General features: G+C 42.0%; 17 protein-coding genes, 1 other RNA gene and 1 other annotated feature. Of the genes, 2 read left to right on the top strand and 16 right to left on the bottom strand.

Annotated elements, in window-relative coordinates; genetic code table 11:
* Nucleotides 1-2: 2 nt before the first annotated feature.
* The 7 genes from BCM40_RS06935 to cymR form a co-directional block, all read right to left on the bottom strand.
* A complete protein-coding gene (locus tag BCM40_RS06935; protein ID WP_038705389.1) occupies nt 3-269 on the bottom strand; it encodes an IreB family regulatory phosphoprotein in 267 nt (88 codons plus the stop codon).
* A gap of 89 nt (nt 270-358) precedes the next feature.
* Entirely contained in the window at nt 359-2,983 is a 2,625-nt protein-coding gene (gene alaS / locus BCM40_RS06930) for an alanine--tRNA ligase (protein WP_065526571.1), read from the bottom strand.
* 585 nt (nt 2,984-3,568) lie between these two features.
* Nucleotides 3,569-5,986: an SF1B family DNA helicase RecD2 gene (recD2, locus tag BCM40_RS06925; protein ID WP_065526572.1), complete on the bottom strand. Its 2,418-nt coding sequence runs from the start codon at nt 5,984-5,986 to the stop codon at nt 3,569-3,571.
* Nucleotides 5,987-6,010: 24 nt separating this feature from the next.
* Entirely contained in the window at nt 6,011-6,670 is a 660-nt protein-coding gene (locus BCM40_RS06920) for a tetratricopeptide repeat protein (RefSeq protein ID WP_197681402.1), read from the bottom strand.
* Between the two features lie 14 nt (nt 6,671-6,684).
* Nucleotides 6,685-7,800 (bottom strand): tRNA 2-thiouridine(34) synthase MnmA, encoded by a 1,116-nt coding sequence (mnmA, locus tag BCM40_RS06915; protein WP_065526574.1) that lies wholly within the window; start codon nt 7,798-7,800, stop codon nt 6,685-6,687.
* Nucleotides 7,801-7,813: 13 nt separating this feature from the next.
* Nucleotides 7,814-8,947, bottom strand: coding sequence for a cysteine desulfurase family protein (locus tag BCM40_RS06910; protein WP_065526575.1), 1,134 nt, complete (start codon nt 8,945-8,947; stop codon nt 7,814-7,816).
* A 14-nt stretch (nt 8,948-8,961) separates the two neighbouring features.
* Nucleotides 8,962-9,378, bottom strand: coding sequence for a cysteine metabolism transcriptional regulator CymR (cymR, locus tag BCM40_RS06905; protein WP_065526576.1), 417 nt, complete (start codon nt 9,376-9,378; stop codon nt 8,962-8,964).
* A gap of 339 nt (nt 9,379-9,717) precedes the next feature.
* Here cymR and BCM40_RS06900 point away from each other — a divergent pair, with 339 nt between their 5' ends.
* On the top strand, nt 9,718-11,007 hold the full coding sequence (locus BCM40_RS06900; protein WP_065526577.1) for a replication-associated recombination protein A: 1,290 nt from the start codon (nt 9,718-9,720) through the stop codon (nt 11,005-11,007).
* Nucleotides 11,008-11,106: 99 nt separating this feature from the next.
* On the opposite strand, the gene BCM40_RS06895 is transcribed toward BCM40_RS06900, so the two are convergent.
* The 4 genes from BCM40_RS06895 to hisS all read right to left on the bottom strand — a co-directional run bounded on the left by BCM40_RS06895 (nt 11,107) and on the right by hisS (nt 15,268).
* On the bottom strand, nt 11,107-11,871 hold the full coding sequence (locus BCM40_RS06895) for a tRNA threonylcarbamoyladenosine dehydratase (RefSeq protein ID WP_065526578.1): 765 nt from the start codon (nt 11,869-11,871) through the stop codon (nt 11,107-11,109).
* Nucleotides 11,872-11,974: 103 nt separating this feature from the next.
* Nucleotides 11,975-12,157: non-coding RNA, 6S RNA (ssrS, locus tag BCM40_RS06890), on the bottom strand.
* 55 nt (nt 12,158-12,212) lie between these two features.
* On the bottom strand, nt 12,213-13,985 hold the full coding sequence (gene aspS / locus BCM40_RS06885; protein ID WP_065526579.1) for an aspartate--tRNA ligase: 1,773 nt from the start codon (nt 13,983-13,985) through the stop codon (nt 12,213-12,215).
* A 2-nt stretch (nt 13,986-13,987) separates the two neighbouring features.
* Nucleotides 13,988-15,268: a histidine--tRNA ligase gene (hisS, locus tag BCM40_RS06880; protein ID WP_065526580.1), complete on the bottom strand. Its 1,281-nt coding sequence runs from the start codon at nt 15,266-15,268 to the stop codon at nt 13,988-13,990.
* 56 nt (nt 15,269-15,324) lie between these two features.
* Nucleotides 15,325-15,564: a binding site (T-box leader), on the bottom strand.
* Nucleotides 15,565-15,676: 112 nt separating this feature from the next.
* On the opposite strand from hisS, the gene BCM40_RS06875 reads away from it, so the two are divergent.
* Nucleotides 15,677-17,254, top strand: a complete 1,578-nt coding sequence (locus BCM40_RS06875) for an N-acetylmuramoyl-L-alanine amidase family protein (RefSeq protein WP_065526581.1) — start codon at nt 15,677-15,679, stop codon at nt 17,252-17,254.
* Nucleotides 17,255-17,623: 369 nt separating this feature from the next.
* On the opposite strand, the gene dtd is transcribed toward BCM40_RS06875, so the two are convergent.
* From dtd to recJ, 5 genes are all read right to left on the bottom strand, one after another.
* A complete protein-coding gene (dtd, locus tag BCM40_RS06870) occupies nt 17,624-18,064 on the bottom strand; it encodes a D-aminoacyl-tRNA deacylase (protein ID WP_065526582.1) in 441 nt (146 codons plus the stop codon).
* Nucleotides 18,065-18,073: 9 nt separating this feature from the next.
* Nucleotides 18,074-20,266: a RelA/SpoT family protein gene (locus BCM40_RS06865; protein WP_065526583.1), complete on the bottom strand. Its 2,193-nt coding sequence runs from the start codon at nt 20,264-20,266 to the stop codon at nt 18,074-18,076.
* 169 nt (nt 20,267-20,435) lie between these two features.
* Nucleotides 20,436-21,992, bottom strand: a complete 1,557-nt coding sequence (locus BCM40_RS06860; protein ID WP_083394480.1) for a glycosyl hydrolase family 28-related protein — start codon at nt 21,990-21,992, stop codon at nt 20,436-20,438.
* A 92-nt stretch (nt 21,993-22,084) separates the two neighbouring features.
* On the bottom strand, nt 22,085-22,597 hold the full coding sequence (locus BCM40_RS06855; RefSeq protein ID WP_065526585.1) for an adenine phosphoribosyltransferase: 513 nt from the start codon (nt 22,595-22,597) through the stop codon (nt 22,085-22,087).
* Nucleotides 22,588-24,930, bottom strand: a complete 2,343-nt coding sequence (gene recJ, locus BCM40_RS06850) for a single-stranded-DNA-specific exonuclease RecJ (protein ID WP_065526586.1) — start codon at nt 24,928-24,930, stop codon at nt 22,588-22,590. Before recJ ends, BCM40_RS06855 begins: the two co-directional genes overlap by 10 nt.
* Between the last annotated feature and the right edge of the window lie 85 nt (nt 24,931-25,015).

Genomic DNA, 25,015 nt, shown 5'->3' with positions numbered 1-25,015 from the left:
CATTATTCCTCGTTATTCTTTTTAATATAGAACTTTACAAGCTCTTCCAGAATTTCATCCCGTTCCAGTTTGCGAATCATATTTCGCGCATCCTGATGGCGAGGAATATAAGCCGGATCACCTGACAATAAATATCCGACAATCTGATTGATCGGGTTATAGCCTTTTTCTTCAAGTGCAGAATGTACCTGAAGCATTACTTGCTTGACTTCTTTTTCCATCGACTCATCAGACGAATCGAATTTCATTGTGCGATCAAATGAACTCACGACAAGCACCTCGCTTTCGGATTTTAAATAGAAATAATTGCTCCTGCTGTCTGTTTTTCATTATAACCGATAGCGTGGATTTATTAAACCTATTTAACTAAGCTGTATACCGATTTTAATGCTTCTTCTAACTTGCTTGCATCTTTAGCGCCTGCCATTGCCATATCTGGACGACCGCCACCTTTACCGCCACACTGCTCTGCTACGTGTTTAACAATTTGTCCAGCATGATAATCTCCACCAGCCAAATCTTTTGTAACTCCAGCTGCTAACATTACTTTGTCGCTATCTGTTGCACCGAGCACGATGACCGCTTTATCCATTTTCGACTTCAAGTCGTCCATCATCTGGCGCAATTGGTTATTGTCTTTTGCTTCTACTTTAACCGACAGCACGGTAATATCGCCTACTTTTTGCGCTGCATCTAGAATGCCTGCAGATTGAGCATTGGAAATTTTCGCAAGCAAAGACTCGTTTTCACGTTGCAATGATTTCATTTCTGTTTGAACTGTTTGTACTTTTTGAACCATATCTCTTGGAGAAGATTTTAATAGTCCAGCTGCACTTTCTAAAATGTTCTCACTATCTTTTAAGTTTTCATATGCACCTTTACCAGTTACTGCTTCAATTCTGCGAATACCTGCACCAATACCGCCCTCAGAAACAATTTTAAACAATCCAATCTCTGAAGTGTTTAATACATGGACGCCACCACACAACTCTAGCGAATAGCCACCAATTTCTACCACACGTACGACATCTCCATATTTCTCGCCGAACAATGCCATCGCGCCCATTTCTTTCGCTTCTTGCAAGTTGTGGTAACCTGTTTGAACTGCAATGCCGTCCCATACTTTTTCATTAACGATTTGTTCAATCGTTTCAAGTTCTTCTTTTGTCACTTGACCAAAATGAGAAAAGTCAAAACGAAGACGGTCTGGTCCCACATATGATCCCGCCTGGTTTACATGGGTTCCTAAGACGTCTTTTAACGCTTGGTGCAATAAATGCGTCGCTGTGTGGTTTTTCACCGTATGACGACGTTCTGAAGCATCTACTTGCGCTTGTACGGACGTTTTCGTCAATTCTCCCGTATCAACACGGACAGAATGCAAGTTTTGACCATTAGGTGCTTTTTTAACATTTAATACAGAAGCTTGAACAAAATCATTACTCAAAGTTCCGCGATCGGCAATTTGACCGCCACTTTCAGCATAAAATGGCGTTTGATCTAAAATAACTTCTACTTCTTCGCCTTCTTGTGCGCTATCGACAAGTTCTCCGTCTTTAATGATGAACAAAACGTTAGCGTCTGAAACCGTTTGGCTATAGCCAATAAATTCACTAGCTTCTTTTATATTTCCTAACACTTCGGATTGAGACTGCATCGAATTGACGTTTTGACGCGCATTTCGTGCACGATCGCGCTGTTCTTGCATCGCTGTTTCAAACCCTTTGTGATCTACCGCCATGCCTTCTTCTTCTGCGTATTCTTCCGTTAACTCAACTGGGAAGCCATACGTATCGTATAAACGGAAAGCATCTTCACCTGGAATTTCATTTTGCCCAGCAGCTTTTTGTTTTTCGATGACAGACGACAAAATAGTTAAGCCGTCATGAAGCGTTTCATGGAAACGTTGTTCTTCGAGCTTCATCACGCGAATAATAAAGTCTTGTTTCGCGTTAACTTCTGGGTAAAAGCTCTTCATTACGTCACCAACAACTGGTACTAAGTCATACATAAATGGTTGTTCCACACCTAGTTTTTTCGCAAAACGAACTGCACGACGCAACAAACGGCGCAATACATAGCCACGACCTTCGTTTGATGGAAGTGCGCCGTCCCCAATCGCAAACGCCACAGTACGAATATGGTCAGCAATTACTTTGAATGCCATGTCCATTTCCGTATTTTCTCCGTATTTCTTGCCAGAAATTTCTTCTGTTTTTTTGATAATTGGAATAAATAAATCAGTATCGTAGTTTGTTGGCACGTCTTGCGCCACACAAGCCATACGCTCTAATCCCATTCCTGTATCAATGTTTTGTTTCGGAAGCAATGTATACGTATGATCCGGGTTGTGATTAAATTGCGAAAACACCAAATTCCAGATTTCTAAATAACGTTCGTTTTCGCCACCTGGGTATAGTTCAGGGTCCCTCATGTCATTGCCATAGCTTTCGCCGCGATCGTAGAAGATTTCAGAGTTTGGACCACTTGGGCCTTCTCCAATATCCCAGAAATTCCCTTCTAAACGAATGATTCGTTCAGCTGGAACGCCTACTTCATTTAACCAAATTGCATACGCTTCTTCATCTTCTGGGTGAATGGTTACTGATAATTTATCCGCATCAAAACCAATCCATTTTTCATCCGTTAAGAATTCCCAAGCCCAGTGGATAGCTTCTGTTTTAAAGTATTCACCAATTGAAAAGTTTCCTAACATCTCAAAAAATGTATGGTGACGTGCTGTTTTTCCGACGTTTTCAATATCGTTCGTGCGAATTGATTTTTGTGCGTTGACGATACGCGGGTTGTTTGGAATCACTCGGCCATCAAAATATTTTTTTAAAGTAGCAACACCACTGTTGATCCACAAAAGAGAAGGATCTTCAAAAGGCACTAGTGGTGCACTTGGCTCCTGATCGTGCCCTTTTTCTTTAAAGAAATCAATGTACATTTGTCTAATGTCTTCAGCTTTCAAGTTTTTCATCTTTTTTTCCTCCTCTACAATATAAAAAGCCCCCATCCCAAAAAAGGGACGAAGGCTTTATTTCGCGGTACCACCCTAGTTACACAAAGCTGGTGGCAATGTGTCTCTCGAACACCTTAACGCGGTTCAACGGCAGGGATTAGCTGCACTCCGGAGTAGCTTTCTAAAATCGAATGTCGTCGGGACCTTTCAGCCTAGGGTCCTGTTTCTGTCCGTTGCGATTTTATACTGTCTCCATCAATGTGTTTGTCTATCAGTCTAATTTGAATTATAGAAAAAGCTTTGTGGGATGTCAATAGTGACGTAAAGAAATCGCTCCAGGCGGACGCTTTCCGGGGACACGGCTTCAGCCGCTTCCTTCGCTGCGCTCAGTCCAGGGTCTTCAGCTCGTGCTTTCTCCCCAGGAGTCGCCGCCTTACGTTCTTCTTCTAATACTAGACATTAAGATATGTAGCAAAATAGCGTAGACTCCTGTGGGAAAGCAAAGTGCTGAAATCCACTCGGGCGCAAAGCCTGAGTTAGGTCAGCGCAAGCCCGCGGAAAGCGTAGCTATTTTGCGAAATATCTTCTTTCAAAAATGAATGATTAAGCTTCCATGAATTTTTGCGGAGTAATGCCTTCCATGCCGATCATTGGGTGGATCGAGTGGGCGTTTTCGGTTGTTAGGCTCACCGGTCCGCTTTGTTTTGTTTCTTCTTGTTGTTTTGTTTGCTGTTCGGTTTTGGGTTCTTCAGTAGTGATTGCTAGACGGCTTTGCAAGGTGGTCATGCGCTGCGTGTCGTCTGTCCGCTCGACACCGTAGCGGAATGCCCCTGGGTCCCCGCACAGCACGAGAAAGTCTTTGCTTCGCGTGATACCAGTATAAAGTAAATTGCGGCGCAGCATTTTCATATAACCTCGAACAATTGGCATAATTACGGTTGGAAATTCCGAGCCTTGCGATTTATGGATCGAACAACAATACGCTAATGTTAATTGGTTTAAATCGCTGCGTTCATATGTGACTTCGATGCCGTCAAAAGAAGCGACCAACATGTCTTGTTTTTCGACTGTTTCTTTTGCTTTCATGATGGCGACAACTTCGCCCATATCGCCGTTAAAAACATTGCTTTCGGGTTGGTTGACAAGCTGTAATATTTTATCGCCAATACGATAAGTAATGTCCCCAAATACTAACTCTTTTCGTTTGCCGTCTGGATTTGGGTTGACCATTTCTTGAATCAGTCGGTTTAAGGCGTCAATTCCTGCAGGTCCTTTGTACATCGGGGCGAGCACTTGAATGTCTCTGATTGAATGCCCTTTGGATAATGCACTTTTCACAACTTTTTCAACAACCATAGGAATTTGGTCAGCGCCAGCTTTGATAAAAGAACGGTCTGACGTTTTCGCTGTGATGTCTTCTGGCAATTGGCCGTTTTTCATTTGGTGCGCGAGTTCTATGATGGATGAACCTGAAGATTGTCGGTAGATATCGGTCAATTCGACTGTGGGTATCCGTTTTGATTCGAGTAAATCACGCAATACTTGTCCTGGTCCTACTGGTGGCAGTTGATCTTGGTCGCCAACAAAAATCAATTGCGCATCTTCTGGCACAGCTTTTAGCAATTGATGTGCCAGCCATGTATCGACCATTGACATTTCATCGATAATGATCAATTTGCCTTCGATTTCTTTTTCGGTTTCTTCGTCTTTTTCTTGGCCATTAAAACCGAGTAAACGATGAATCGTCATGGCTGGCAGTTCAGTTGATTCACTCAAACGCTTTGCCGCACGTCCTGTTGGAGCTGCGAGAATAATTGGAAATGGTTCTTGTTTTTTGGCGTATTCTTTTGGATCTAGTGACAATCCGTGCAGTTCGGCATAAATTTCTACAAGTCCGCGAACGACGGTCGTTTTGCCCGTACCCGGTCCCCCTGTAAGAATCATGACCGATGAATTGATGCTACTTTCGATCGCGTCAATTTGCGTCTCAGCATAATTAACCCCTAGTCGCTCTTCTGCTTCACCGAGCGCTTTTCGAACTTCAGAACTCGGGAATTTCGCACGTGATTCTTGTTCTAATAATAAGGTTTCTAATTTTGTCGCGATGCCCACTTCTGAATAATAGAGCGATGGCAAATAAAGCCGGGTTTCTTCTCCAGCCACTTTGCCTTCTTCATTTAGTTCGATTGCGGCTTTCGAAATGGCTTCAACCGGAATTTCTGCTTGTTGACGTGCTTCAAGCATTTCTTTGACCATTGGGATCAACGTTTTGGCATCAACATAGACATGTCCATCCGATAACGAAGCTTGGTTAAGGATATGTAAAATAGATGCCTTGATGCGGTCCGGGTGACTTCCTGTAATGCCTAGTTTCATCCCGAGTTCGTCAGCACGCTGAAACCCTATTCCTTCAATTTCTTCAATCAATTGAAATGGGTTTTTTGTCAAAATATCAATTGTTTCTTCACGGTACGCTTGATAAATACGCATGCCGATTTGTGGACCAAAGCCCCAGTCGTTTAATTGAATCATGACGCGTTCAAGGCCTAAATTCATTTGAAGCGTGGCACGAATCGTATCTTTTTTTTCATCGGATAACCGCGGAACTTTGTCTAAGGAATCTGGGTCTTCTAAAATCTTTTTGATAGCATCTTTACCCAACTTTTTAACAATGGTTTCAGCAGTTTTCTGGCCGATGCCATTAAACATGTCACTCGATAAATAATGAATAATGCCTTGTTCGGTTTCAGGCACTTCTTTAGTAAATGTTTCTACTTGAAATTGAACACCGTAACGCGGGTGATTTTTTACCACGCCGGTAAAACGATATTGCTCTTCAAGAGTCAACATGGGGAAATAACCAGAAACAATGATTTCTTTCTCGGTGTAAGGGGTATTGGTTTCTTGGATTTTCACTTTCGCGATGGAGAATAAATTTTGAGGATTATGAAAAATTGAGACGACAGGACGCCCTAATACAAATTGTTTTTCTTCTTGAAATAAATCGATTTGTCCGGTCATGTCTGTCGTCTCCTATTCCTATAGCTATTCCAAAGTTGTTGCAATCATATCGTAAGCATAACGCGCCATTTCGTTGCGCTCATCTAACGTATACGCTTGTTTCAAGTGATACATAGCGTCTTCTTTACGATCTGTTGAAACCGCATAAAGAACACCTAAATTGTAATGGGCATCCGAATGATTCGGATCTCTTCTGATCACTTCTAAAAATTGTGGTTCTGCTAGCTGAAACAATTCCATAGAAGCTAAGCTAATGCCGTAACTCAAACGAGCTTGAACATCTGTTTCATCCAATTCAACTGCGCGCTGTAGATACGGTAACGCTAATTTAGGCTGATCCATTTTCTCAAAACATTTGCCGATCATGAAATGCGCATCTGCGCCTTCAATCTCATATTGCAATGCTTTTTCGTAAAGTTTCAACGCTTCTGAATAACGCTCTGAATTAAAATATAAATTAGCTAAACCGTAAAAAGCCGTCGCTGACGTATCATCTAAGGTAATGGCTTTTTGGAAAAAGCGCTCAGCGCGATCGATTTCGTCCATCGACGTTAACACATGGCCAAAATTAATATAGCCTAGTGGATTTTCCGGCTCTTCTTCAATTGCTTGTGTAAAAGCTTGAATGGCTTCTTCTGTACGGCCTTCTTGCAAGGCTTGAATTCCAATTTCGTTATAATTCATTGCTGTCTCTCCCATTAACCTACATATTCCAATCGTGCACCGTTTTTAAAAACGTGATCGATGGTTCCGCCACCTAAACATTCTTCACCGTCATAAAAGACTACTGCTTGACCCGGTGTAATTGCGCGTACCGGTTCTGCAAACGTAACGATTGCTTCTCCGCCTCTAAATTCTACAGAAACGCCTACATCTTGCTGACGGTAACGGAATTTCGCAGTACACTCTAAAATGCCGCTTGGTGGAGTATTCGATGTGAAACTTAAGTTTACCGCAGATAAGCTATCTGAGAAAAGGGCATCGTGATGAATGTTTTGCCCAACATATAAAACGTTGCGCTCTAAATCTTTACCAATAACAAACCAAGGGTCTCCTGCTCCGCCAATGCCAAGGCCTTGGCGTTGACCGATCGTGTAATACATTAAACCGTCATGCGTACCCATTTTCACGCCTTCTAACGTTTCCATCTGCCCTGGTTGTGCTGGCAAATATTGACCTAAAAATTCTTTGAAGTTACGTTCCCCAATAAAACAAATACCAGTAGAATCTTTTTTCGTAGCTGTCGCAAGTCCTGCTTCTAGTGCGATTTCACGAACCTTTTTCTTTTCCATGTGACCAATCGGGAACATTACTTTCGACAATTGCTGCTGATCTAATTGGTTGAGGAAATAGGTTTGGTCTTTATTGTTATCTTTGCCACGCAACATTTTTGTTTCGCCGTTTTCAGCATGCTCTACTTGTGCATAATGCCCCGTTGCTAAATAATCAGCACCTAAACTTAATGCGTGTTCAAGAAATGCTTTAAATTTAATTTCTTTATTGCACATAACGTCTGGGTTTGGTGTGCGGCCAGCTTTGTATTCTTCTAAGAAATACGTAAAGACTTTGTCCCAGTATTGTTTTTCAAAGTTCACTGCATAATACGGAATGCCAATTTGGTTGCATACGCGAATAACATCTTCGTAATCTTCTGTAGCGGTACATACGCCATTTTCATCGGTATCATCCCAGTTTTTCATGAAGATTCCAATAACGTCGTAACCTTGTTCTTTCAATAAATATGCAGCAACCGAAGAGTCGACCCCTCCGGACATGCCGACAACAACTCGTGTATCTTGTGGTGCTTTTGTCATTTTATTCACCTTTTCATTTTAATGCCAAACGCTGGCTGATTTGCGCTGTCTTTTCGGCAGCTTGTTCAATCGTTTCAGACGTTAATCCTAAACCGAAACTAAATCGAATGGAATTGCGGATTTCAGTAGCTTTTTCACCATACATGGCAACGAGTACATGAGAAGGATCGATTGACCCCGCTGTGCACGCCGATCCGCTAGAAGCTGATATTCCCGCTAAATCCAAGTTGATCAAAAACGACTCGATTTCAATGCCTGAAATGCTGAGATTTAAAATATGCGGCATGGAATTACTGCCGTTTTCTTTATAATCAACGTTTTGTTTGTCTAAAACGTCTTTGAAAATTGTTTTAAACTGCTCGTAAGTGGCGTTTTTCTCTTCCATCGTCGCTAGTGCAATTTCGGCTGCTTTTGCAAATGCCGAAATCGCCGGCACGTTTTCTGTTCCCGCGCGACGCTTACGTTCTTGCTCTCCACCGTATAAAAGTGGAGAAAGTGCCGTTCCTTTTCGTTGATATAAAACGCCAACGCCTTTAGGGCCATTTAGTTTATGGGCAGAAACCGATAATAAATCGACGTTTAACTTGTTGACATCGATTGGCAATATCCCAAATGCTTGAACCGCGTCCGTATGGAACGTCACATCTGTATCTTTTAACACTTCACCAATTTCGGCAATGGGTTGAATGGTTCCAACTTCGTTATTGCCCATCATAATCGATACTAGAATTGTATCGTCACGAAGCGCATTTTTCACGTCTTCTGCTCGCACACTACCATTTTCGCCCACAGGTAAATAGGTTACGTCATATCCTTCACGCTCTAGTTTTTCGCAAGCATGCAAGACCGCATGGTGTTCAATAACTGTTGTGATGATATGGTTGCCCTCTTTTTTTGCAGCCGTTCCAAAAATCGCTAAGTTATCCGCTTCTGTTCCACCATTCGTAAAGATGATTTCGTTGTCATCTGCATGAATGCTGTTAGCCAATAATTTACGTGCATCGTCCAACACTTTGCGTGCTGCTCTACCGGTTGTATGAATGCTAGAAGGATTGCCATAAACTGAGCCAAGCGCTTCAGAAAAAGTAGCAATCACTTCCGGATGCATTGGCGAAGTTGCCGCATGGTCTAAATATATTCGATTCATAATTTGTAAACTCCTTATATATAATACATATAGTTTTCAGTTTCATCGTTTTCAGCATTAGCTAAGTCTTCGATGGTGGTCGTGTCCAACACATTTTTCACTGCATCCCGAATACGCACCCATAGCTCACGCTGTGGTTGCTTTTCGTCCTCGATGCCTTCCACTGGTTGAATAGGTCCTTCAAGAACACGAATCACATCTCCAGCTGAAATTTCTTTTGGGTGACGCGTTAACATATAGCCACCATATGCCCCGCGGACACTTTTAACCAACCCTGAGTTTCGCAACGGACCGACTAGTTGCTCTAAATAAGCTTCAGAAAGCTCATTTTGCGCTGCAATTTTACGAAGCGGCAATGGACCTTCGCCGTAATGTTTTCCAAGATCGATCATAATCGTAAGCCCATAACGGCCTTTTGTTGATATTTTCATGAGTACACCTACACCTCTAAGTTTGATAATATTCATAAGATTGGTATTCCGTAAACTAGCTGCGCTTTCCTGCGGGAGTCTCCACTAGTTTACTCCATACTTGTTTGAAACAAATCAATTATTCTTGAGAAGAAATCCAATTTACTCTTCTTGAACAATTTACTACATGCGTCTAGTTTTATTAACAGAATAATGCTAATAATACATCGAAAAATCTCCCGTTTAACTACGTTTATTCTTCAAAACAGTATAGCATAATTCGACACGAATGGACTTGCAATGACTTTTGAAATCCTAAACGCTATACTGATAGAACGAATGTACGAAAGGAGTTTTCTCATGCATAACGAGCCTTTAGCTTTTCGTATGCGTCCGCGAACAATTGATGAAGTTGTCGGACAAAAAGACGTAATTGGACCGCATACGGCTTTGTATAAAATGATCAGCAACGGACATGTCCCGTCCATGCTGTTATATGGTGAACCTGGAATTGGTAAAACTTCTATCGCTCATGCTATTGCCGGAACGTCAAACTTACCATTTATCGCATTGAATGCCACAACTTCTGGCAAGAAAGATGTCGAAGAAGTCGTTACCGAAGCTCGGATGACCGGTAAAGTGCTGCTGTTTCTCGATGAGATCCACCGCTTTAATAAATTACAACAAGATGCCTTACTGCCGCACGTCGAAAGTGGCGCGATTGTATTGATTGGTGCGACGACTGAAAATCCATTTCATGATGTCAATCCTGCGATTCGTTCACGTTGCGGGGAAATCAAACAGTTAAAACGTTTAACCCACGAAGACATCGTTCAGCTTTTAAACGCTGCCTTAACCGAACCAAAACGAGGACTTGGCAACGAACAAATTGAGATTTCCGAAAAACAAGTTGAACGCATTGCAGAAGGCACAAATGGTGATGCGCGAAAAGCATTGACGATGCTGGAATCAATTGTTATCGCATCTGATGAAATTAATGGGAAATTTATAGTGGAAGATCAAATGGTCGAACAAATGATCAAACGTGTTGGTGTGTTTGGCGATAAAAAAGGCTCTCACTTTTTCAATTTGCTCTCTGCTTTGCAAAAATCAGTACGTGGTAGTGATGTGAATGCCGCGATGTATTACTTGGCGCACTTGCTTGAAAATGGTGATTTAACAGCAGTGACTAGACGTTTACTCGTTATGGCATACGAAGACATTGGACTTGCCAACCCAGCCGTTGGAGGTCACGTGCTTGCAGCGTGCCAAGCAGCGGACCGCCTTGGTTTACCAGAAGCCCGTATTCCACTCGCACAAGCAGTTGCTGAAATGTGTCTTTCCGAAAAATCCAATTCGGCTTATAAAGCCATTGATGCCGCGACTAGTGCCATTAACAAAGGTGAAGTCGGTGACATCCCGATGCATTTACGTGATACCCATTATGCCGGAAGCGCAGAACTCGGTCATGGTGGCTATCGCTATCCGCACGACACACCGGTAGGTTCGTTTGGTGGCTGGGCAGATCAAGACTACTTACCAAAAGAAGTAAAAAAAGCAGAATTCTACAAACCAGTCATTGCTGGTGAAGAAAAGAAATTCGCCGGGATTTATGAAAAGCTAAAAAGCTTCCGAAAAAACAAAAAATAAATGCACTTAAACAAAAGCTGTTTCCTAAATTGGAAATGGCTTTTTCAGTTTCATTAAAGTGCAAAGAAAAGCCGGCTCATGAAAAGAGCCGGCTGCTAATTAATTCATGCGAACGCGTGTAATGGGAATTGATTTGGTAATATCGTTAACTACCCAGCTCGCAGCGATTAAGCCAACTGCAGAAGGCGTGAATGCGTTTGAGGACGGCGGCATCTGCGCTTTACGAATGCTTGCATCCGGCTTACCAACGTTCTCCACCACATCTTCACGAACGATGATTGGGCTTTCGTCTGAAAAGATTACTGGAATGCCTTTACGAATTCCAGACTGACGTAATTTCTTACGGATAATTTTCGCCAATGGATCCGTATGTGTTTTTGAAATATCCGCGATTTTAAAGCGTGTTGGATCGGTTTTATTTGCCGCTCCCATACTCGCAATAATTTTGATGCCACGTTTATAACATTCTTCCATCAAATGAACTTTATAAATCATCGTATCTGATGCATCAATTACATAATCGGGATTGTAACTGAAAAATTCTTCATATGTTTCTTCAGTGTAGAACATATGCAAAGAAATGACGTTACATTCGGTGTTAATGTCAGCGATGCGATCTTTCATCACACCTGCTTTGGATTTTCCAACGGTAGATAAATTGGCGACAAGCTGACGGTTGATGTTGGTAATATCGACATTATCCTTGTCCACAAGAATGATCGTACCGACGCCACTTCGTGCACATGCTTCAGCTGCAAACGAACCCACGCCCCCAATTCCTAAAATGGCGACCGTTGAATTTTTTAATAACTCGATTCCTTCTTTACCTACTGCTAATTCGTTTCTTGAGAACTGATGTAACATAAGAGCCACTGCCTTTCAAAGTTGATACGCATAATAGGGATTATACACATAAAAAATCCCTTAGACAATAAATTGTCTAAGGGATAAAAATGATTTTTTTAGTAAGAATCCCAATCGTGCCGTCTTTGTTGGTGCGCATCGTTTGAACCCGCTGAAAGCAGGTGGGTGACCTCTTCACCACTTATAACTTCCCGTTAAGGCATGTTAGCCATGGTGAAATGTGATCTCCCGACGACATAATGTTGGGTCAAAATCGAATTGCTTAAAACGAACACATCAGGATTCTCTATACCCGTATATTAACACAGCTTTTTTATTAAGACAAGTCTTTTACTTTAAAATTATTTATTATTCTGAATGTTCAGCGATAAACTCAATTCGTCCAATTGCGCGCCCGATACTGCGCTTGGTGCGTCTGTTAACAAGTCACTAGCACTTGCCGTTTTCGGGAAAGCGATGGTATCACGCAAATTCGTACGGCCTGCTAACAACATCACAAGGCGGTCTAAACCGAATGCAATCCCACCGTGTGGAGGCGTGCCATATTCGAAAGCTTCCATCAAGAAACCAAATTGTTCGTTTGCTTCTTCTTTACTAAAGCCTAATACTTCAAACATTTGTTCTTGAATTTCACGACGATAAATCCGCGCCGACCCTCCACCTAGCTCATAACCGTTCAACACAAGGTCGTAAGCTTGTGCACGAACACTTTGTGGATCTGTTGCCAATTTGTCTAAGTCTTCTTCAAACGGCATTGTGAACGGATGGTGAGCAGCATAATAGCGACCATCTTTTTCATCATACTCAAGTAATGGCCAGTCTGTGATCCACAAGAATTTGTAAACCGAACTGTCAATCAATCCTAATTCCTTACCAAACTTCAAACGAAGTGCTCCTAGTGCATCTGCAACTACTGACTTTTTGTCTGCAACAAACAATAATAAATCTCCTGCTTCTGCTTGTGCACGTTCTGTTAGCGCAGTTGCTGCTTCGCCTTCAAAGAATTTAGCAATAGGACCTTTCACGCCTTCTTCTTCTACTTTTAACCAAGCAAGTCCTTTTGCTCCGTAGACTGCAGCAAATTCGCCTAGTGCATCAATGTCTTTGCGAGAATAGTTAGCCGCTTGCCCTTTCACATTGATCAATTTTACTTGACCGCCGTTTTCAATCGCGCCCGTAAACACTTTAAATGCCGAATCTTTGACTAAATCTGAAACATTTACAAGTTCTAAACCAAAACGCACATCCGGTTTATCTGAGCCAAAACGATCCATCGCTTCTGTATAGCTCATTCGTTGGAAAGTTGGTTCAATGTCGACATTTTTTACATCTTTCATCATTTGAACCATTAGGCGTTCGTTCATGTCAATAATGTCTTCCATCGATTGAAAACTCATTTCCATATCGATTTGTGTAAATTCTGGCTGACGGTCAGCACGAAGATCTTCATCGCGGAAACAACGAGCAATTTGGTAATATTTATCAAAACCAGAAACCATCAACATTTGCTTAAACAATTGAGGAGATTGTGGCAATGCATAAAATTCGCCGTCATGAACTCGGCTTGGCACTAAATAATCGCGTGCGCCTTCTGGAGTAGATTTCGTTAAAATCGGCGTTTCCACTTCGATAAATCCTTCTTCATCTAAGAAACGACGAATCGATTTCGTGACGTCAGAACGCATTTTGAACGTTTCGTACATTGCCGGGCGACGCAAGTCTAAATAACGGTATTTTAAACGTAAATCTTCGCTGACATCTGTGTTGTTTTCAATTGCGAACGGCGGATTTTTCGCAGCATTGATAACAGTTGCGTGATCAACTTGCACTTCAATCTTACCCGTTTTCATTGTTGCATTGATTTGACCTGCCGATCTTTCTACTACTAAGCCGTCGATGTGCACAACAAATTCATTGCGTAACGATTCGCCAATAGCTGCGGCTTCTTTTGAAATTTCCGGATTGAAAACAACTTGAACAATTCCAGAGCGATCGCGAACATCCACAAAAATCAATCCACCAAGGTCACGGCGTTTTTGTACCCACCCTTTTAATGTTACACGTTGTCCAATAACCGTTTCGTTGACTTCTCCACAATAATGCGTTCTTGACATATTTATTCCTCCAGTGATTTCTTTTTCAATAAAGTTGCTGCGATTTCGTCGAATGACATTTCCTGCTGCTCACCCGTCGCCATTTCTTTTAATTTCACTTTGCCACTTTCTAGTTCTGTGTCACCGATAACGATGACAAATGCAGCTCCTTTACGGTCGGCTGATTTCATCTGTGCTTTTACTTTACGTGCAGTAAAATCCATATCTGCTGAAATGCCATTTACGCGTAAATCACGCACTACTGCAAAGGCTTTTTTCTTTGTCGACTCATCCATCGCAACAACATATACTTCTAAGTTGTTTGATTGACCAATAACGACTTTTTCCATTTCCAGTGCCAATAACAAACGTTCAATGCTCATCGCAAAGCCAATCCCTGGTGCATCAGGACCACCTAAATCTTCAACAAGTCCGTTATAACGTCCCCCACCAGCTAAAGTTGTAATTGCGCCAAAACCTTCAGCATCGCTCATAATTTCAAATGCTGTGTGATTGTAATAATCAAGTCCGCGTACTAAATTTGGATCCACAACAAATTCAATATCCATGCTTGAAAGGTATGATTGCACTTCATCGAAATAAGCACGTGATTCTTCATTTAAATAATCTGTAAGTGACGGCGCAGTTGCCATTAACGGATGATTGCGGTCTACTTTGCAATCCAAAATGCGTAATGGATTTTTCTCGAGGCGTGTTTGGCAATCGTTACAAAATTCATTGATGCTTGGTTCGAAATGCTTGATCAATGCTTCTTTGTGCGCAATGCGGCTTTCTGTGTCACCTAGAGAATTAATCACCAATCGCAATTGCTTAAGTCCCACAGAACGATAAACTTCCATCGCCAACGAAATGACTTCTGCGTCAATTGCCGGATCTTTAGAACCGATTGCTTCTACACCAAATTGCACAAACTGCCGCATGCGTCCTGCTTGTGGGCGCTCATAGCGGAACATAGGACCTGTATAAAATAATTTAACCGGCTGATCCGGCATACCAAATAATTTATTTTCTACGTAAGAACGAACAACTGATGCTGTGCCTTCTGGACGCAACGTTAATGAACGATCGCCACGGTCTTGGAACGTATACATTTCTTTTTGAACGATGTCCGTCGTGTCACCTACACCGCGTTGGAAAAGTTCCGTGTGTTCGAAAATAGGTGTGCGGATTTCTTTGTATTGATACAATCTGCACAAGTCATTAATTTTTTGTTCTACTTCTTGCCATTTAGCCGATTGGTCGGGCAACACATCATACGTGCCGCGTGGTGCTTGAATGTTCATCTTTTGGTTCACTCCTTTATTTTTCCATACAAAAAAGCTCCCGCCCCTTGCTTTACGCAAGGGACGAGAGCTTGTATTAGCTTCCGCGGTTCCACCCTAGTTGATGCAAAAAGATGCATCCTCTCATTCCGGGTAACGGCCGGTTCCGTTTTCTCCTAATAAGTGGCAAGCACCTTTCAGAAAAAAGCCTCAAAAGTGTTATTCATCGCAGGTGTCTGTAGGAAAGTTTACAGCCCGAGACTTTCCCTCTCTTTTCAGCCTATTCATGCAATTACTTTCTTCGTCGTCAGCAAATATATAAGTATAATAAATCAATCTTAATAACTCCCCGAGAGCTTGTCAACCTTTTTGACACAAGCGCTTTGTTTTTTGATACTATGGAAGAGAAGTTTCTATAGGGGGTATGGCATGAAGCACAAAAGGATTATCGCATTTATTTCATTTATTTTATTCATAGCTGCCAGCTTTCCGTTGTTAGATAAAAATCACGTTTTCGCCGACACCGGCACCGTGGAAATTACCGGCACAACAGTCAATGTTCGATCTGGTCCTGGACTGTCTTATAGCGTGACTGGTGACTTAGAAAAAGGACAATCGGCAACTGTCTTATCTAAACAAGACGATTGGCTAGAAGTCCGCGTTGATGGACAAGAAGGCTGGATTGCTTCGTGGCTTACGACTGAAAGTGGAGATGCGGAAAAAGCATCTGGTCAAACTGCCGTTTCTTCAGTAAATGGCTTGAACGTCCGCTCACAACCCGATTTATCGGCAGCAGTTTTAACAAAAATGAACGCTGGTGACCGAGCGGAAGTAATAAGTTCAGCAGGTGAATGGATTGAAATCAATTTCCGCAATTCACGTGGATTTGTTTCAAAACAATACATAAGTTTTGCTGAAGCATCTGAAGAAGCAACACTAGTCGAAACAGAGTCAAAAGAAGAACCACAACAAGAGAAAAAAACCGCCATTTCTAAAGTTTCCTCTTTTGAAGTTGCAGTAAATGCATTAAACGTTCGCTCAAAACCTGACTTGAGCTCAAAAATTCAAGAGACGGTTCAGAAAGGTCAAGTCTTCCCCGTCTTATCTATGGCAGGCAATTGGGTTGAAATCGAATTGGCTAAAGACAAAATTGGCTGGGTTTATGCGTTTCATGGCCAATTGTCAGACCAAACGGTTGAGACAGTCAAAAGCGACTTAAATGAATCCGTCGTCATTTTGACAGATGGTACAAATTTACGGACTGCAGCAACTACTTCTTCTGAAGTAGCTAGTCGTGCAAATGCTGGAGATAAATTAGCCGTTCTTGCAAAACAAGATGATTGGTATCAAGTATCATTGTCAGATGGCCAAACTGCATTTGTCGCAGAATGGGTTGTCTCGACTGAAGAAGCATTTGCAAAAGAACAAAGTGAAACAATTGTCCGTAAAAAAGGTACATTGAACGGCTTAACTATCGTCCTAGACCCTGGACATGGCGGTAACGACGGCGGCACAGTTGGCGTTCGCAAAACACAAGAAAAAGAATTGACGTTAAAAACGGCTGAAATTTTGTCTCACCATTTAAATGCAGCTGGTGCAGAAGTTGTCATGACTCGTCAATCGGACACCTATGTCGATCTTCGCACACGCGTTTCTGGTAGTCATCAAGCTGGAGCGGATGCTTTTATTAGCATTCATTACGATGCTACCGATGACAGCAGCGTTTCCGGATTTACGTCGTATTACCAACACGACTACCAAAAAGAGTTGGCTGAATACCTCAATGCTGAGCTTGGTAAAAAGCTAACTTTGCATGATCGTGGCGTTCAACACGGCAACTACTTGGTACTTCGCGAGAATAAGCAACCCGCTGTTTTAGTCGAACTTGGCTTCTTGAGCAATTTTAATGAAGAACGCGTCTTAACAAGCAAACAGTTCCGTGAACAAGCAGCACTCGGGCTTTATACGGGCATTATCAATTATTTTGATGCTAAATTAGAAGAGTGAATTGTGGCACGGAGGGAAATTCCTCCGTGCTTTTTTTGTGTATTTTGGGGTATCGTGCGTATTTTCTGCCGTCCGCGCGTATTTCTCCCGGAGCGTGCGTATTTCTCCCGGAGCGTGCGTATTTCTCCCGGAGCGTGCGTATTTCTCCCGGAGCGTGCGTATTTCTCCCGGAGCGTGCGTATTTCTCGTGGCGCGTGCATATTTTCCGCAGAACGCGCGCATCCTTTTCTACCGCGCGTATTTCCCGTCAAACGCGCGTATTTCTCCCCCAACGCGCGTATCCTCTTACGCACCGCGCATAACTCCTCCAGCAACACAAACAAAAAAGAAGCACTAGGCAAACTCACCTAGCACTTCTCTCCAACTCTACTATTTAGATTCCAACATAATCGTCACTGGACCGTCATTTACTAACTGAACGTCCATCATAGCGCCAAAAACACCCGTTTCGACAACTAGTCCATGACTTTCAAGCGCTGTGTTAAACGCTTGCCACAGCGGTTCAGCTACTTCTGGACGCGCTGCAGCGACAAAGCTTGGGCGCCGTCCTTTTTTAGCGTCGCCATATAAAGTGAATTGGGAAATCGATAAGATTTCACCACCATTTTCAAGAATAGACCGATTCATCTTGCCATCTTCGTCTTCAAACAAACGAAGTTGTGCAATTTTCCCAGCTAAATAGTCGACGTCTTTATTTGTATCTTCATGAGTGATGCCAACAAGCAGTACGTAACCTGAGCTAATCGCACCGGTTGTCTCGCTGTCGACTGTTACAGATGCTTGTTTTGAACGTTGCAAAATTACTCTCATGTTGCCTCCTTAATTTGTTACACGTTGGACCGAATAGACGTCCGGAATGGACTTGATTTTTTCCGTCACCCGATTTAAATGTGAAATGTGGGCAATCATAATCGACAAATTGATGGTTGCAATTTTATCTTTATCTGCTCGTCCACTAACTGCTGTAATCGTGGTTTTCGCTTCACTGACCATATGCATCACTTCATTGATCAAACCGGTACGGTCATACGCTTGAACTTCAATATCCACTTGATATGACTTATTATCAGGTGTGCCTTCGTTTTCCCACTCTACTGGAATGAGTCGATCGTTTTCATTTGAGTGGACATTTGGACAATCGGTGCGGTGAACAGATACGCCGCGACCTTTTGTAATAAACCCGATGATATTATCTCCTGGTACCGGATTACAACATTTTGACAAGCGAATCATCATGTTATCAATTCCTCTAACAATAACGCCTGATTCCGTTTGCTTTTTCGGTACGTTGGATTTCATTTCAACGGTAATTTTTTCGATGGCTTCTTCTTGTTCACGTTTTTTGCGCATTTTTTCAGCTAAGCGGTTCACAACTTGTTGCGCAGTAATGCCGTTAAAGCCAACTGCTGCATACATATCGTCTTCGCCAGCAAAATTAAACTTCTCGCAAACGCGTTTAATATTGTCGTTTGTTAATACTTCTTTTACCGGGAATTCTTGTGCTTTAATTTCTTTTTCAATCAATTCGCGACCTTTTTGCACATTGTCTTCACGCAATTGCTTTTTGAAAAATTGCTTGATTTTGTTTTTCGTTTGTGTCGATTTCGCGATTTTCAACCAATCACGACTCGGACCAAAAGACTGTTTAGAAGTCAAAATCTCTACAATGTCTCCAGTATGCAATTCCGTATCAAGTGGTGCCATTTTGCCATTGATCTTCGCGCCAATGGTTTTATTGCCAATTTCCGAGTGCACACGGTAAGCAAAATCAATTGGACAAGAACCTGCTGGCATTTCAATCACGTCGCCTTTTGGTGAAAAAACATAAACCATATCTGAAAACAAATCATACTTTAACGATTCCATGAATTCTTCCGCATTATCGGATTCGTTTTGGAAATCCAAAATTTCACGGAACCACGACAAACGTGAATCTACCGAACTTTTCGGTTTATCCGCCATTTTACCTTCTTTATACGCCCAATGCGCAGCAACTCCGTATTCGGCAATGCGATGCATTTCTTCAGTACGAATTTGTACTTCAAGTGGGTCGCCTTGTGGACCAATCACCGTTGTATGAAGCGATTGGTATAAGTTTTGTTTTGGCATGGCAATATAGTCTTTAAAACGGCCTGGCATTGGCTTCCACGTGGAATGAATAATTCCAAGCACCGCGTAGCAATCTTTAATGCTTTCTACCGTAATACGAACAGCCAACAAATCATAAATTTCATTAAACTGTTTGTTTTGAATTGCCATTTTGCGGTAAATGCTGTAAATATGTTTAGGCCGACCAAATAAATCCGCTTTAATATCGACTTCGTCGAGTTGTATGCGAACTTCGCCCATGACCTTATTTAAATAATCTTCCCGTTCGGTACGTTTCTTTTTCATCAAATTGACAATCCGGTAATACTGTTGCGGATTTAAATAACGCAACGCAGTATCTTCCAATTCCCATTTAATGGTATTAATACCGAGGCGGTGCGCAATCGGGGCAAAAATCTCTAATGTTTCATTTGCTTTGATGCGTTGCTTCTCAACAGTCTGGTATTTTAATGTACGCAGATTATGCAGTCGGTCAGCAAGTTTGATCAAGATGACACGAATATCTTGCGCCATTGCGACAAACATTTTACGATGATTTTCTGCCTGTTGTTCTTCTTTTGATAAATATTTAATTTTGCTCAACTTGGTCACACCATCAACGAGCATCGCTACTTCTTCATCGAAATCATGGACGATATCTTCACGGCTAACTTCCGTATCTTCAACTACATCATGCAAAAAGCCTGCTGCCACTGTCGCGGGATCCATTTGTAAATCTGCTAAAATCCCTGCTACTTGAACCGGATGTACAATATAAGGCTCTCCCGATTTACGGAATTGTCCCATATGAGCATCATACGCAACTTGATATGCCTTCTTGATCGTTTGTACATGATCGGCATTCATATAAGACGCAACCATTTCGAATACATCTTCAGCTGTTCTTACTTGATCTTTAGACATAATTGCCCACCTTGTTTTTCATTTTTTCCAAAAGTATATCTATCTATTATAAAAAGGAATGTAGTTAAATGTAAAGCTTTGAAAGCCGCATAACAAGACTTTCGTGAAATTTTCGTCAAATTTCGACAAACAAGCAAAAGTGAACGTATTTTATATTGTGCATTAACATTCAGTTATAGAAAAGATTGCTTCGTTTTCGAACTTCTTCTAAATGAATCAAACTACTTTCCGCTCCTACTTTAACGGTTTCTTTCGCCGAAGCTATGCTCAACAGATTTTTTATACGAACACTATTGGCACTTTGTTCGCCACCCGCTATCGAAACGTCAGCATTAGCAGTGACAAAATTTTCAATAACACCATTTGTCAATGAAACACATTCAGCTCGGTATTGAATGGCCACAGCGGGTTTTTGCTTGTAGTCGTAATTGGGATCGCCTATAAACAAAAAGCGGTTTATGGCTACATTTCGATATCCCGATACGACTAAAGAGCGCGGGGATGAAGATTTATACAACGCTGTTTCGGTAGGTTCGATCGATACTAGCTTTTGCGCACGAATATTAAACGCAGATAACGATTGTGGATCTTCTTTTTTATGATGGCCAATATGGCGGAAATTAAACGATCGATTATCATGAACAGATAAATGACCCGATATATGAACGCCTGTCGCTGCTGATGATTCCGCGTGGGCTTTTATTTCGACACCACCAAAACAGCGTGCACTCGAATTGTTGACGAGCCAGACATGTCTAGATCCATCGTCTATTTCAAAGCCATTTGAATTAGATACCCCTTGTTTATGCGCTCGCCCGCTCGGGTCACTAAAATGAGAGTTTGAGACGAAAATATAATCGCTATGATGCGTCGTTACCCCGTCGTCACCAAATCCTGAACCGTTAACGCCATCAAGCCAAACAAATTGGCTACCGCTCTTTCCGCGTAACCCATCACCTGCATAATTATAAAACGGCGAAGTAATATCAAAGCAGTGCAATCCAGGATTGAGCGCTTCTACATTTTTTACCCATCCGTATGTGAGATTTGAGTATGTTAAACAACTCGAGTAATTATTACCCGTGCTGGTTTTCTCAATATTGCCAAGACGTTCCACGTTCCAGTCTAACGTTAACTGTTCTACAGAAATATTCCGATTGCCTTTTATGTAATTGCGGTTAGTCAGTAACCGTGTCCGGCGCGGTGCATCTGGATGAAGCTTTATAATCGTCTTGCCTTTGCCAGCTCCAACTAGACGCGTCCAAGATGGAATACGCAATCCTTTAACTAAATAAACGCCTGCCGGTACTTTTACTTCTATCGCACCTTTACCAAATGCACGGTAAAAGGCAGCTGTATTGTCGGTTAGTCCATCTCCCATGGCCCCATAATCGGTCACAACGACGCGGTCTAAAATAGTGGACTCTAGTTTTCGGTACTCTCGATCAAGCCGCTCTTTCCACGACGGATAAAGATTATTTCCAGAAACAACACTTTTGAAACCCTCTTCATCTTCTATTGTAAATTTTTCTGAAAACAGGGACCAAACGTGTTGCACGAATGTTTTTTTCTGACGAGAATACTTGCTCATAGCAAAATCTTTTTTAATCGCTTTAAAATATCGCTCTGTTTCGTAGGTTATTTCTTCTAGGGGTGTACGATTGTCCAACAATTGGTCAATCCATGCGGCATTTAAAAGGGGATTGTGATTTTTTTCCAACTTCATCATTCAGGCACCTCGCTTATATAGTTATTACAGTATCTATACCCGTGATGTTAGAAAAAAATCTCTTTACCAAAAGGCAAAGAGATTTCATATTAATATTGCATTAATGTCGTGACGTCATAGCCGCCTAAATTTTTGCGTCCATCTAAGTAAGTCAATTCAATCAAAAATGCGCAGCCAACGACAATGCCGCCTAGCTGTTCTACTAAGTTAATCGTAGCCCCAATTGTGCCACCCGTTGCAAGCAAGTCATCCGTGATCAATACGCGTTGACCCGGTTTGATAGCATCTTTATGCATCGTTAAAATATCTGTTCCGTATTCAAGGCCGTATTCGGCTTTGATCACTTCACGTGGCAATTTGCCTTCTTTCCGTACAGGAGCAAAGCCAAGTTCAAGTGCATAAGCGACTGGGCAGCCGATGATAAATCCGCGTGCTTCAGGCCCTACAATGATTTCAGCATTTACTGTTTTTGCGTATTCAACAATTTGATCTGTTGCATACTTATAGGCAGTTCCGTTATCCATCAACGACGTGATGTCTTTAAAACGAATTCCTGGTTTTGGCCAATCTTCAACAATGGTAATGTACTGTTTTAAATCCATATTTCTTCCTCCTTGGCAGATACTTTCGTATCGAACCACTCTTTTAAATCTTTAAAAGACGCATACAAAAGCTTTTGCTCTAAGGCAATCTGCTGCTCACGACGTTTGTAAATCGGAGCTTCTGATAAATCCTGTTTGCTTGGCGATTGCGCAATCTCGGTAATGCCATTGTTAAGTGTAACAAAACCAAGTTCAAAAAACACCTGCAGCATGAAAAATAATGATTCGCGGGTCCAACCTTTGTGTTTTGCTAACTCGTCACAATGTTTATTAAAGTCAAATGATCCCCGCTTTTTAATAAAAGCGAACAACCATTTGAATTGTTCACGCGTTGGAATTTGCTCGAAATACTGAGAGTCCTTGGCATGAAAATGCGCATAAATTCGTTTTGGTTTTAACTTTGCCAAAACCTCTGCTAGTTGCTCTTCTGATTCTGGTAAGTCCAGCAGCACTAAATGATCTTTGCTAGTAGACAAAGCATCTAGTTGAGCCACTGTGCAAATCGGTTGCGGTAAAAACGATTGAAATAAAGCCGGTGTTTCTTCTTTAAACGCTAAAAACACTTGGTTTTGAGTCGGTATCAGCTTTGACCATCGTGATACTTGGCGAATGCCACGAATATCGAATAATTGCCATTGATCTGTCCGAACATCTTCCACCATTAGCTGTGGTTTTTTACGACCGTTCCACTCGTTTACTTGCAAATCACCAATCACATCAATTTTCACATCTGGTGTTAACTCATCTCCTACAGTACCGAGCCCAAAGCCCACTGCGTCAAGCGAGGCTGCATGTTGCGTTAATTCCATTTTCAGGTGATTTTGAGCCGCACCAATTTTACGAATCGATGATACATGTACACCTTCAAGGTAAAACTTCGGTTTAGCAAAACCCATCCCAAATGGCGCAAGTGAACGCATCGATTCAATAGCCGTAATGTCGATTTCGTCTAAACGCAACGGAATATCAATATCAATAACAGGCATTAAGTCTTCTGCTGTTAAACTCGTTTCTGCTTGCTCGATCAACCGTTCGCGCAACTCATCCACATCACTGGCTTCAAGTGTCATCCCCGCTGCCATAGGGTGTCCTCCAAAATGAGGCAAAATATCCCGGTTTTTAGCGAGTTCGTTATACAAATGAAAACCATCGATGCTTCGTGCAGAACCTTTTGCTTTGCCGTTTTCTGGATTAAGCGACAAAACAATCGACGGACGATAAAATTTCTCTGTCAGTTTCGACGCCACAATTCCAACTACCCCTGGATTCCAACCTTCTTGTGCGACAACTAGTACTCGCGGAACGCCTTCTGGATAACGTTGTTCAACTTGTTGCATCGCTTCTTCTGAAATTTGTTTTACAATGGCTTGCCGTTCTTTGTTTAACACATCTAGTCCAGAAGCTAACGAACGCGCTTCTGCAGGGTCTTCTGTTAAGAACATTTGAACAGCTGGATCTGCATCTTGCAGGCGTCCAATGGCGTTAATGCGTGGACCGAACATAAAGCCAATTGTTTCTTCTGTTATGTCTTGTTGTTTGATACCCGCTACTTCACAAAGAGCTCCAATCGCCGGACTCGGTGAATCAATTAATGCCGCCAATCCTTCTTTTACAAACACACGGTTTTCTCCGTGAAGCGGCACCAAATCGGCCACTGTCCCAATCGCGGTCAACTCGATCAAGTGATCTGGAACTTCTTCATATAGCGCGTGAGCCATTTTAAACGCGACACCAACTCCCGCGAGTTCGCCAAAAGGATAATGTCCTTCGGGATGACGTGGGTGAACAATTGCTAACGCATTCGGTAATTGCTCTCCAATATCATGGTGATCACTAATAATAACATCCATGCCCAAGCTGTTGGCAAAGTCCACTTGCTCGATGCCAGAAATGCCGTTATCGACAGTAACGATTAATTTGGTTCCATTATCAAAAGCTTGTTTGAACAATTCCGTATTGGGTCCGTAACCATGCTTAAAGCGATTCGGTATCATAAAAGACACATCGGCCCCTAAATCTTGTAGCGCAGTCATCATAACCGTCGTACTCGTCACACCATCCGCATCGTAATCGCCATACACCACAACTTTTTCTTGCTTATCAATGGCTTCTCGAATTCGTGCAATGGCGATGTCCATGTCTTTCATTAAATAAGGGTCGTGCATACCACTAACATCCATGTTCATAAATGAGCGTGCTGCTTCCGCTGTATTTAAACCACGTGTCACTAAAATTTTAGCTAGCACAGATGATATATTCAATTCGTTCTGAATGTCTTGGACTCGTTGTTCATCTGGCGTTGTTAAACGCCATCTTTTTTTAGATTCTATCATCGAATTCACTTCCTCACCGATTCATTATACAGTAAAAAATCACAGACAAAAACCTTTCGATGTCTCCATCGAAAGGTTCATTTTT

The sequence above is a fragment of the Planococcus donghaensis genome, from assembly GCF_001687665.2.
GTDB classification, from domain to species: domain Bacteria; phylum Bacillota; class Bacilli; order Bacillales_A; family Planococcaceae; genus Planococcus; species Planococcus donghaensis.
The sequence above is the reverse complement of the archived record's forward strand: the minus strand, read 5'-3'. Positions and strand labels throughout refer to the sequence as shown.